Annotated in this window: 11 protein-coding genes; 8 read left to right on the plus strand and 3 right to left on the minus strand. The window is 67.2% G+C overall.

Annotation, left to right across the window (positions count from 1 at the left end; genetic code table 11):
- Window positions 1-139: 139 nt before the first annotated feature.
- On the plus strand, window positions 140-901 hold the full coding sequence (locus ACZ6C1_RS28460; protein WP_469244560.1) for an AfsR/SARP family transcriptional regulator: 762 nt from the start codon (window positions 140-142) through the stop codon (window positions 899-901).
- 245 nt (window positions 902-1,146) lie between these two features.
- On the opposite strand, the gene ACZ6C1_RS28465 is transcribed toward ACZ6C1_RS28460, so the two are convergent.
- The gene (locus tag ACZ6C1_RS28465) at window positions 1,147-2,094 is read right to left on the minus strand and encodes a GlxA family transcriptional regulator (protein ID WP_469244561.1); all 948 of its coding nucleotides are present in this window, start codon (window positions 2,092-2,094) and stop codon (window positions 1,147-1,149) included.
- A gap of 179 nt (window positions 2,095-2,273) precedes the next feature.
- On the opposite strand from ACZ6C1_RS28465, the gene ACZ6C1_RS28470 reads away from it, so the two are divergent.
- From ACZ6C1_RS28470 to ACZ6C1_RS28485, 4 genes are all read left to right on the plus strand, one after another.
- Window positions 2,274-2,729, plus strand: coding sequence for a hypothetical protein (locus tag ACZ6C1_RS28470; RefSeq protein WP_469244562.1), 456 nt, complete (start codon window positions 2,274-2,276; stop codon window positions 2,727-2,729).
- A 232-nt stretch (window positions 2,730-2,961) separates the two neighbouring features.
- Window positions 2,962-4,470 (plus strand): DUF4246 domain-containing protein, encoded by a 1,509-nt coding sequence (locus ACZ6C1_RS28475; RefSeq protein WP_469244564.1) that lies wholly within the window; start codon window positions 2,962-2,964, stop codon window positions 4,468-4,470.
- A 307-nt stretch (window positions 4,471-4,777) separates the two neighbouring features.
- Window positions 4,778-5,173: a hypothetical protein gene (locus ACZ6C1_RS28480; RefSeq protein ID WP_469244566.1), complete on the plus strand. Its 396-nt coding sequence runs from the start codon at window positions 4,778-4,780 to the stop codon at window positions 5,171-5,173.
- A 139-nt stretch (window positions 5,174-5,312) separates the two neighbouring features.
- Entirely contained in the window at window positions 5,313-5,936 is a 624-nt protein-coding gene (locus ACZ6C1_RS28485) for a hypothetical protein (protein WP_469244567.1), read from the plus strand.
- Between the two features lie 265 nt (window positions 5,937-6,201).
- Here ACZ6C1_RS28485 and ACZ6C1_RS28490 read toward each other — a convergent pair whose 3' ends face one another.
- Window positions 6,202-6,660 carry a hypothetical protein gene (locus tag ACZ6C1_RS28490; RefSeq protein WP_469244569.1) on the minus strand — a complete coding sequence of 153 codons (459 nt, stop codon included), beginning with the start codon at window positions 6,658-6,660 and terminating at the stop codon, window positions 6,202-6,204.
- Between the two features lie 31 nt (window positions 6,661-6,691).
- Between ACZ6C1_RS28490 and ACZ6C1_RS28495 the strand changes: the two genes are divergently transcribed.
- The gene (locus ACZ6C1_RS28495) at window positions 6,692-7,135 is read left to right on the plus strand and encodes an FG-GAP-like repeat-containing protein (RefSeq protein ID WP_469244571.1); all 444 of its coding nucleotides are present in this window, start codon (window positions 6,692-6,694) and stop codon (window positions 7,133-7,135) included.
- A gap of 450 nt (window positions 7,136-7,585) precedes the next feature.
- Here ACZ6C1_RS28495 and ACZ6C1_RS28500 read toward each other — a convergent pair whose 3' ends face one another.
- The gene (locus ACZ6C1_RS28500; RefSeq protein ID WP_469244573.1) at window positions 7,586-7,801 is read right to left on the minus strand and encodes a hypothetical protein; all 216 of its coding nucleotides are present in this window, start codon (window positions 7,799-7,801) and stop codon (window positions 7,586-7,588) included.
- A gap of 118 nt (window positions 7,802-7,919) precedes the next feature.
- On the opposite strand from ACZ6C1_RS28500, the gene ACZ6C1_RS28505 reads away from it, so the two are divergent.
- Together ACZ6C1_RS28505 and ACZ6C1_RS28510 are read left to right on the plus strand one after the other, a co-directional pair.
- Window positions 7,920-10,793: an NACHT domain-containing protein gene (locus ACZ6C1_RS28505; RefSeq protein ID WP_469244575.1), complete on the plus strand. Its 2,874-nt coding sequence runs from the start codon at window positions 7,920-7,922 to the stop codon at window positions 10,791-10,793.
- 286 nt (window positions 10,794-11,079) lie between these two features.
- Window positions 11,080-11,229: a hypothetical protein gene (locus tag ACZ6C1_RS28510; RefSeq protein ID WP_469244577.1), complete on the plus strand. Its 150-nt coding sequence runs from the start codon at window positions 11,080-11,082 to the stop codon at window positions 11,227-11,229.
- The last annotated feature ends 34 nt before the right edge of the window (window positions 11,230-11,263 follow it).

Below are 11,263 nucleotides of genomic sequence, written 5' to 3' on the forward strand. Positions count from 1 at the left end.
CGCTTCGTTGATTCCGGCGTGACGCCCGTACCACTAAAGAGTCGATCCTGCGGTCATAACTTGCCCGTAAGATGGCTCCGTCAATTTAATGATCCGAGCCGATAGTTCACCTAAACCGACATCGGTACCGGGGGCGTCGATGAACGGACAGGCACATCTCATTACCCTGAGACTCCTCAAGGGCTTCACTCTCGCTGTCGATCACACGCGCATTCCGGTCTGCTCCAGCACTCAACGGCTCCTGGCGTTCTTGGCTTTGCAGGACATGCCGAGGTCACGGACCTACGTGGCAGGAATTCTCTGGCCGGACGTCACGGCGTCGCGGGCCAGCGCGAACCTGAGGTCATCGCTGTGGCGGGCGGCGCAGACCGGCCATCCCATCATCGACGTGTCAGCGCGTGAACTGGCGCTTTCCCGGCACATCGTCGTGGACCTGCACGAGGCGGTCGCCTACGCGCACCGCCTGCTCGACAGTTCGCGTTCGTGCGACGACATCCTCACCATGCAGACATTGTCCAAGCTTTCGGCGGACCTGCTTCCGGAATGGCCGGAAAATGACTGGATGCTGATCGAGCAGGAGCAGTACCATCAGCTCCGCCTTTATGCCTTGGAAGCGATGACCGAACGATTCGTGTCGGCTCAGCGCTACGGCGAGGCCGTAGCCGCAGGACTCGCGGCCGTACGCACGGAACCATTACGGGAAAGCGCCCACCGCGTTCTCGTAAAGGCGCACCTGGCCGCCGGCAACAGGGGCGCGGCGCTGCGCCAATACGAACAATGCCGCCGCATCCTCCGGGAGGAACTCGGGCTGGAGCCCTCCTCCTCGCTGAGAGCCCTCGTGCCGCTGCGCGACCCGGAGCTCAGCGAGCACCCACGACTCCACCCCTCCACGACGGCCTGAGCGGCAGCCGCCGGTCCTGCCCTGCCCTGCCCTGCCCTGCCCTGCCCTGCCGCAGGAGCCGTTGCCACGGCGCCACTGGTTCGTCGACATGAGGTGAGGAGTCCCCCGCCGAAGGCACCTTCGAGAGCTCCGTGTCCTGCCGCGCCGAGCCTGCCGACCGGATCTCGTGACGCCCGCCCCCGCCGCTCCCGCCGGAACGGTACGCGCGCCGGCCGCCCCCCACCCACGCGCCCGGGAAGACTCGGCTACGCCCGTGAACCGAATGCCTTCCGGTACCCCTGCGGACTCGTTCCGACCACCCGGCGGAAGCGTTCGCGGAAGGCCGTCGGCGAGCCGAATCCGCACTGCCCGGCGATCCGCTCCACCGAATAGGAGGTCGTCTCCAGCAAGTACTGTGCCCGCCGCACCCGCGCCCGGTGCAGCCACTGCAGCGGCGTCGTTCCGGTCTGCTCGCGGAAGCGGCGGTTCAGGGTCCGGGTGCTCATCCCGGCACGTCCGGCGATGGCGTCCAGCGTCAGGCCCTTGTCACAGTTGTCCTCCAGCCAGCTCAGCAGCGGCTCGAAGGTCGCACCGGACGGTGCCGGTGGGCGGTCGTGGACGATGAACTGGGCCTGCCCACCCTCCCGTTCGAGCGGCAGCACGGACATCCTGGCGGCATGTGCGGCGACCGCGGAGCCATGATCCCTGCGGATCATGTGCAGGCACATGTCCATGGCCGCCGCCGCGCCGGCCGAGGTCAGGAACTGGCCGTTGTCCACATAGAGCACGTTCGGGTCGACCGTCACCTTCGGGTAGCGCGCCGCCAGGTCCGGCGCCGCGATCCAGTGCGTGGTCGCGCGCAGGCCGTCCAGCAGGCCCGTCGCCGCGAACAGGTACGCGCCGACGCAGACGGAGGCGATCCGGGTGCCCCCGTCCGCCGCCGCGTGCAGCGCCTCGGTGACACCCGGCGGCAGCGGGTCCGGCGGATCCTCCACACCGGGCAGGATGATCGTGTCCGCCTCGGCCAGCGCGTCCAGTCCGTACGGCGCCTGCACCGTGAACGCGCCGGCACTGACCTGCTCCTGGTTCGAGCAGACCCGTACCCGGTACGCCTCACGGCCATCCGGAAGCCGGGCCCATCCGAAGGCGTCGATCGGCGCGGAGAGGTCGAAGGGGATGACCCGGTCCAGTGCGAGGACGGCGACGGTGTGCATGACGGAATCGTAGGGCGGGATTGTGGGGGTCCGCCGAGGTGCCGCCGGCCACCTTCCACGCCGCCGCCTGGCGGCGGAGGAGCCGTAGCGCCCCACGAATGCTCCGTGGCGTAAATCCGTTGAGGCATGGCACTATTGCCACTTCTCCCCCGCACCGGACGCCGCCTACCGTCACGGCCGTGACCAAGTTCCTCCTTGCCGTCCACGTCCTTGCCGCGATCATCGCGATCGGGCCCGTCACCGTGGCCGCCAGCATGTTCCCGCCCGCCGCGCGCCGGTCCATGGCGTCGCCCGCTGATCCGCGGGCCGTCGAGACCGTGCTGCTGCTGCACCGCGTCTGCCGGGTGTACGCCACCGTCGGCGTTGTCGTGCCGGTCTTCGGCTTCGCCACCGCGTCCACCATGGGAGTGCTCGGTGACGCCTGGCTGATCGTGTCCATCGCGCTGACCGCCCTCGCCGCACTGGTCCTGGGCGCGCTGATCCTGCCCGGGCAGAGCGCACTGCTCGAAGCGAACACCGGCAGTTCGCGGGAGGCGACCGTGCGGCTCGCGATGTTCACCGGTGTCTTCAACCTGTTGTGGGCGGTCGTGACAGTGCTGATGATCGTCCGGCCCGGGTCCACGACCGGCGCCTAGGCCGTGTCCGGCGTCGATGTGAAACGAGGGAGGGCATCCGGGTCAACACCTGGCTGGCCCATGCGCCTCGACCCGGGAGCCGGCGGCCGCCGTACCCGGCCCCCGTACTCCGGTGAAGTCCGCGGGCGCTCCACCTCTGGCTCCACCCAGCGGCGCAGGAGCCACGGCTGCGGTGTCAGTGTGCTGACGTATCCTTCCCGCCACCGCACACCGACTGGGGGGACCAAGAGAATTGACTGGCATGTCCGCTTTCCCACTGCCCTTTCAAGCTTCCCGTTCCCTATCCTTCGCGACACCCCGAACACTGCGGGAACTGCAGATGATGCAGTGCAGCTCCCACATTCGAGCGAAGCCGGGGTGGTTCGACAAGATGAACGATGCCGGCATCGTCGCCAGATGGACGCAGGAAGCGGTCGACCAGGGCCTCACCGAAGCGCAGGTGCGTTACGTGCTTGCCGAGCTGGTGCATTACGCCGCGCTGCGGGACGGACGGACCGGCATCGAGGTGTCCGCCGTCGACGGGGTGTGGCAGTCGGACACGCTGATCGACGACAAGCTCAGGTCCCGGCTGCGCGAGGCGGTCGAGGTTCTGGAGCAGGTTCCCGAAGAAGGGAAAGACTGGCATCCCGGATCTGACGGCCACGTACTGGATCTGGTCCATCCCTCACTGTTCTGCCTGGTGAAGGAGGCGAGCGGCGCGCCCGAGCGGGCGTGGCGGAACCCGACGGACCGCTATTCGACGTACGAATTCTCCGAGAAGTTCCAGTGGTTGCCCACGGACGTCGACGTGAGTGACGACGGCGATGTCACCTTCCGTTCGTACGTCAACAACGTCCACCCCGAGACGCATCGTGAACTGGCCGACGTCCTGCCGGACTTGCTCGCACGGTTCCGCCCGCTGCTGGAGAACGTGCTGACCGACCTGCGCCATCCGCGGCCCCTGCGGATCGAGGCCGATCCGTACGGGTGGTACGACTCGGAGCCGGAGTTCCCCGACAAGTCCTCCTACAGCGATCAGGAGGCCCACGCGGAAGCCGTCCGCGCATGGGAAGAGGCCCAGGACGACTGGTGGGAGAACCGCCGCCCGGTCATCCCGGACGCCCCGGTCTTCATCTCGCCCGAGGTGCCCGATGCATCCGCCCGAGTCGACCTGCGCGGCCGCCGTCTCCAGATCATCGTCAAGCTCGCCACCATTCATCTCACCCCGGACAAGCCCGAGTACCCCGGCGGTTCCTGGCATGTCGAGGGGATGTTGAACGAGCGGATCGTCTCGACCGGCATCTACTACTGGGACAGCGACAACATCACCGAAAACCGGCTGAGTTTCCGGACGGCACTCGACGACCCCTCCTACGAACAGAACGACGACAACGGTCTGCGTGAGGTCTACGGCCTCGAGGACGAAGACGGACTGAACCAGGTGCTGGGATCGGCGTCGACTCCAGCGGGCCGCTGCCTGGCGTTTCCGAACATCCTGCAACACCGCGTCGGCTCATTCCGCCTCATGGACCCCACCCGCCCGGGACACCGTAAAATTCTCGCGTTCTTCCTGGTCGACCCGTCGGAAACGATCGTCTCGACATCCGACGTACCACCACAGCAGCCATGGGCCGCCACCTCGACCATGACGCTTGAACAGGCCAAGGCTTACCGCGAACAACTCATGCAGGAACGCAAGTTCTTCGTCGACGAACACAACGAGCAGCTCTATGAACGTGAATTCTCCCTCTGCGAGCACTGAACCTCTTCGGTGCTGAATACGTTCAGGCCAGGACGGTGTGGACGGTCCGGATGACAGTGCGCCAGGAGCATTGCGTGCTTGTCCACCCGTCGACGATCGACCGGTCCCGTCGCGCCCCCGCGGTGGCCCGACCGGACAACTCGCCGCCCGGGTAGGGGAGATCGGGACCCGACGGCGACGTCCGGCCGCCGGCCGTCAGGCTCTCCTCCCCTGACCCACCGCGAGGCGAGGACGCGTACGCGCGCCTCGCCGCCGGGTTCGGCATCGGCACTTGTCGGACCTGTGGCATGAGGGAATACTGCGGCCCATGATCTCAAAGAAACTGAGGCAGTCATTGGTCGGCGCGGCTGCGGCAGGCGCGATGGTGCTGATCGGTTCGCCACCTGCCCACGCCGCCGCCGAAAATGTCGGCAATTCGGTGCTGACCCTCTCAAGTGGGCGCGGGTCCGTCACACACATAGATGACGGCGACAAGTTCATGGCCTGTGACCTCAAAGCCGACGGGTACGGCGTCTCCGGTGTTCTCTGGCACGTCTTCGACGACGGTTCCGCCACAATTGTCGCCCGTTACGACGACGGCGGCGACGCGGGATGCGACGCGGTAACGTACGACATCAAAACCGGAGAAACGTACTACATGACCCTGAGGTGGAACGGCTCCAGCTCCGGAACCGTTTCAGAGATCATGTACATCTGGGAATAGGCGGACGTCAGCGGCGACATCGTCCTGGCCGCGGTCCGCTCCGCGGCAGGCTCGGCCGTCAGACGGCTCCCCCGACCGAGCAGCGCCCCCTGCCGATCCCGGATCGGACGGTGTCAGTGGCTGGTGACAGGATCGAGGGGTGCTGATCAAGGGATACGACGTCGGCCCGTTGGTGCCGGGCGAGTCACTGCTGGTCCGCCCGGGCTTCTGGTCGAATTACCTTCTGGCGATGTGCAGCGACGGATGGTGTGCCGAGCGCCCGGTGCCGGAGTGGTTCGGCGACGACGGCGCCGATGTCGATGAGCTGTCAGAAGTGCTCTTCGATCCTGAACGCTGGCCGGTGTTCAGGGTGCCGGCAGAGGACGGCCCCGGAGCCGTGGTGGTCCACCGCAACCTGGATGGCGACTACGGCATGGACTACCTCCTTACCCATCCGGGCAGGAGCCGCGTCGAGCAGATCGCCGGCTGGGACGGAGATTTCTGGGGCAGGGGGCTGACATGGCGCGAACTGATCCGGATCGCTGACAGTCCGTCCTTTGCGGCCGAAGGCGTCCAGGACACGGCCATCCGCTTCCTGCTGCTGCTTCCCCTCCTCACCGACCCGGACGTGCCGGAAACGGCATCGGCACGGCTTGTCACCGCCCTGGCCGCAATCGGCGCGCCGCAAGACACCGCCTCCATCACGGCGGAGCATCTGCTGGCGCACCTCACGAGGAGATCCCGACACGACCCCAGGTGGGCGTCCCCGCTGAGCGGCAGCTGAGAGGCGATCCCGATTCCGGGTGCCCGGGCGGCCCCGAACCGCTCCGGCAGATCCCTCCGATGAGGCGTTCGGCGATGAGTCGCACGGATCCGCGTGGACACGAGGCGGGGCGGTACAGACAGCTGTACCGCCCCGCTCGCGTTCAGATGGCGCATCCAGGTGGGTGATCCGCCCTCTGCTCCTCCTCAAGGTGTCGCGCTCGCCGGAAGGTGAGCCCGCACAGCACGTTGGTGGCGAGGGGTGAGCATTCGCCAACGGTCACTCATCAGACCAGACCCGGCGGGTACCCGTAGTGCTGCCCGCCTCGTGTGAAGGCGCGCCAGGATTCCTCCGTGGCGGAGCGGTCCGGGAGGATGTCGACTCTGAACCCGCGGGTCGCCTCCAGGGTCAGCGCCCCTGCCGGCCCCTGGAGGACGGTCTCGACCTGCGGGCAGGCCCCGCCAAGTACGCGGCTGAGGAGAGCCGCGCGGTCGTCGTACAGCGTGGCGAAGTTGTCGAAGGCGTCCTCCTCCGCGCCGCCTCGCACGTACGTCATGTCACGGGAGCCCAGCAGTACCTGGCCGTCGTGCACCACCCGGAAGGCGCACTGGATGTGCAGCGCGAGGTCCTCCCCCTGCACGCCGGTGAGTTCCAGTACTCCCATGTCCACGGCACGGCCGACCGAGCGGATCACCGCTCCCGTCAACAGCCGCCGGACGCCCGTCGACTCCAGGTCAGCATCCACCGAACATCCCCTTGGCCTCGTCGATGATGCGATGGTAGTCGTACCCCTGACCGGTGATCCGGTCGTGCAGGGCACGGCGCTCGGCAGGGGTCACCTGGCGGCCGAGATCGCGCTCGACGGACCGCAGGGCATCCCTGAACTCCTTGTTCTCGGCCTGGTTACCGCGACGTGCGTGGTAGCCGTCGTCGTCCTGGTTGACGGCAAGGCCGACTACTGGGTGATCAACCCCAACGGCTCCGTCAACGTCCATGTCAATCAGGGCGGCGACGGGCACGGTGGCTGGAAGAACCTCGGTCAAGTCGCCTCGGGAGTGACCACCGAACACGGCCGCGTCCACTTCACTGACTTCGACGGCGATACGCACGCCGACTTCCTGCTGCGCGGCAGTGGCACGAGCACCGCCTACAGCGCCTGGCTGGGCAACGGCAGCGCCAACGGATGGAACGGCCTCGGACAGATCGCGAGCGGCGTGTAGCGACGCCGGATCGGTGCCTGCCGGCAGGCACAATTGCGTCCGGTCGGTCCCCACCGACCGGATGCTGCCGCGGTTGGTGACCCGCGGTCCAGGGTGCGGAGCGGTCGTGTCGGTCGCCGGGCAGACCCATGACGTTCAGCACGGATTCCGCACACTCGGGGATCTCGAAGGCGGAGTTCGCTCCTGAGGACGAGGCCAGTGCGAAGAGCCCGCACCGCCTCCAGGGTGGGCGCGTGCACTCCCACGCCCATAACCATGATGTCCCACCACATACGCCCCTGACCTGCGCGTTCCTACGGTCTGGCGACATGCGCATCGTCGCCGCGAGTCTCATCGGCACGACCGCTCGAGCGGGAGGAGGGGGTCCCGGCCACACGAGGTCTCGGGCAGTGGCACGGCCCGACGTGGCCAGATGCAAACGGCCGCCAACAACCAACGGATCCGCCCTCATCAGCCTCCCAGCACCGAATAGAGGAACGCCGCCACGGCCAAAGACAGCGTGACCGTGCCTGCGAACACGGCTCCGGCATGAAGCAGCGCATTCGCGTCGCAGGCCCCGCCACGCCGGGCCAGCATGCCGGCCGCCACCCCGACCAGCAGACCGAACAGAACATCGACCGCGACGAACAGGCATACCAGTACGAACTGAAGCGTGGACGGGCTCAAGGTCCCTCCCTCTGTCGATACGGAGTCTGTGACCGGCAATTTCGCGACTTTTGCGTTCGGCAGTGTCCACGGCGAACGAAGATGAACGAGAACGGTCTTCGAAGGGAGTGCGTCCGGCATGGGTGAAGCGGTCGACGGTCCGGCAGCGGCGCTCGCCGCACGACTGCGCGAGCTCCGCTTGCGGCGCGGGTTGCAGATGGGCGGGCTGCAACAGCGGTCCGGGCTGGGCCGCACCACCATCAGCCAGGCGCTCAACGGGCGCACGCTCCCGTCCGAGGCGACCGTCGTGGCACTGGCACGGGCGCTGCGTACGGAACCCGGCCCTCTGCTCGCACTTCGCCGACAGGCCACCCCGGAGAAGAGCGGGACAGCCGTGGCCGCCCCACACCGGACGTTCACCGATCGGTACCTGGACTATGTATCCGAACGGCACTCCCATCTGACCGTGGTAGGTCTGGACCTCAGCCGTCCGGAAGCGGCCTCCTGGCCGTTGGATGCCGCGTATCTGAGTCTCGAACTCACCGAACAGAACGAGGACTGGCGCGATGGCGACGACAGGCCGCACCAGACACACACCGTGTGCCGGGCCGAGCACGCGCTCGCCGGCCGCCGGCGCATCCTTCTCAAAGGGCTTGCGGGGAGTGGCAAGACCACTCTCCTGCAGTGGTTGGCAGTGTCCGCGGCCAAGGAGCGACTGCCTTCGGAGCTGGCCGACTGGCGGCGCAAGATTCCCTTCGTGCTCCCGCTGCGTACTCTCGTGCGGCGAGGACCGCTCCCCGCGCCGCACGAGTTTCTCGCCTCCGTGGGCTCTCCACTCGCCGCGGCGCAACCGGCCAGGTGGGCCGACGACCTTCTGGCCCGTGGACAGGCCATCCTTCTCGTCGACGGCGTGGACGAGGTCCCGCACGAGCAACGCCAAACAACTCGGAACTGGCTGGTCAACCTGTTGGCCACCTACCGTGACGTGGCCTGCGTGGTCACCAGCCGCCCCTCGGCCGTGCCCGAAGGCTGGCTGACGCCGGCGCCGCTGGGCTTCACCGAGCTCTCGGTACGCCCGATGGGTGCCGCTGACACCAGTCTGTTCGTCAGCAGGTGGCACACGGCGGCACGACAGAGCTGCACCACCGAGGAGGAGTCGATCCACCTCCACCATCTGGAAGACGCCCTGCGTCTGACGGTGCGGGCCGAGCGGGACGTGGCCCAACTGTCCACCACTCCCCTGATGTGCGCGCTCATCTGTGCCCTGCACCGGGAGCGACGCGGCCATCTGCCGCACAGCCGTATGGAGTTGTACGACGCCGCTCTGTCGATGCTGTTGGTCCGGCGCGACCGCGAACGCGACATCGCGGTGCCGGAGGGCATCCATCTGACCGAGCACCAGAGCATGCACCTGCTCCAGCATCTGGCCTACTGGCTGATCCGTAATCAACAGACGGAGATGGCGGAGAGCACTGCGGTCCGGCTGCTGGAAGAGACCTTGCTGTCCATGCCCACGGTCTGCGAGCAGGGCGGGGCAAGGAAGATTCTGAGCCATCTCGTGGGACGAAGCGGGTTGCTCCGTCAACCCACCCTCGACACGATTGACTTCGTCCATCGGACCTTTCAGGACTACCTCGGGGCAAAGGCGGCGGTGGAGGCACTCGACTTCCCGCTACTCGTCCGGCATGCGCACGACACGCAGTGGGAGGATGTGCTGCGCATGGCCATCGCCCACGCCCGCCCGGTCGAACGCGCGAGCCTGCTGCGCAAGCTCGTCGAGCGCGGTGATGAGGAGCCGGAATACCGCGCACGGCTGCACCTGCTGGCGGCGGCGAGCCTTTCGTACGCGACGGAGGTCAGCCCGGAGGCGCGGGGGCTTGTGACGAAGCGAGCGGCCGCGCTCATGCCGCCGCGCAGCCGGCAGGAGGCGGACACACTTGCCGCGTTGGGTCCCGGGGTGCTGGATCTCCTGCCACGGGATGCGGAGGGGTTGCAGGATGACGAGATAGGGGCCGTGGTTCGGACGGCCGGCCGCATCGGGGGTGATCAGGCATATGTCTTCCTCAAGCACTTCGCGCCGGCGTGCACTTCTTCATCCCGACACGAACTGGTGGACGCGTGGACGAACTTCGACGCCGTCGGGTTCGCCAGGGAGATCTTGGCCCCGTTCCGCGAGGATCTCACCATCGCGGTCAGCACACACGCACAGCTCGATGCCTTGCCGCTTCTGGCGCCCACCAAGCGCGTCACGTTCCGCCTGCCTTTGACGGAGGAGGAGATCACCAGGCACTTGTGTCCCGAGCGCCTCGAGGTACTTGACGTCTGGCAGGGGCACCGACTCTCGGACTTGTCTTTCGTCCGGCGCCTGACCGCGTTGAACTACCTCGCCGTCCGCGAATGCGCGGGGCTTGCCCATCTCGAGGACCTGGCGGGGCTAAGTCTTCCCCGTCTTCTACTCGGCGACCTGCCCGACACCATGTCCTTCAACGCTTTGGAAGCCCTGGCCGGCCTGACCGATCTCAAGCTCTACACAGTGCTGCCGTGGCGAACGCTCCGGGACCTTCCCGCACCTTCAGGGCTCACCAGTCTGTGGCTCGGCCAACAGATCCAGGCGTCCATCACCGGCATCGCTCGGTGGGAGAGCTTGCAGGACGTCGTCGTGAACCATCGGCTGGACGCCGTGGAATGGGAAGAACTGGCGAGTCTCCCACAGCTGGCTCGGCTCAACGCACGGGACATAGACCTCACCGCCGCTCCGCACATGCCTCACATCACCGAGCTCGTAATCAGCGGGGAGCGCACCGACAGCCGCTTGGACCTAGTACCAGACCGCTTTCCGAACCTGGAGGCCCTCACCCTCAGCTGCCTCCGGGAGTGGTCCCCCGACATCACTCCGCTGCAGGAGATCGACAATCTGCGGTTGACCATCATGAACACACGCCGCGTCACCGGTCTGGAGGGTTTCCCGTCTGACCGCATCCGCCTCTTCCCCAGACCGCGGGAGCTTTCCTGACTGGGACACGCGTACAGGTCGGACACGCGGGGCGAGGGGACGTTTAGGCCGCCTTGGCTGACGCAGCACGAGGCGGAGATCGTCTACGGTCCGGGAGGACACGGACGGTGACAGCGACCCCCGCTTCCATCCCGAGGTCGCCTTCACCCCTCCGGACAGCGATGAGGTCAGGGTCGAATCCAAGCTCGGCCGGCTGTATCCGATCGACTGCCCGACGCGGATACGCGTCCGGTACGACCCAGCCAAGCCCCGACGTGCCCGTCTGCAGGGCTACGGCGAACCTGGCATGTTCGGATCCCTGGTGGGCGGGGTCGCCGGGGCCCTCGTCGCCGTGGTGCTGATCCTGTCGATCTTCCGCACCACCTGGCCGCCGGCACGGCCCAGGAACAGGTTCTCGATCCGCCGCCTCGCCCCCTCGGTCATCGTGTTGACCTGACCCTTTGACGACCGCTCCCAGGGCGACGAACTCG

It is taken from the genome of Streptomyces sp. NPDC041796 (assembly GCF_055590785.1).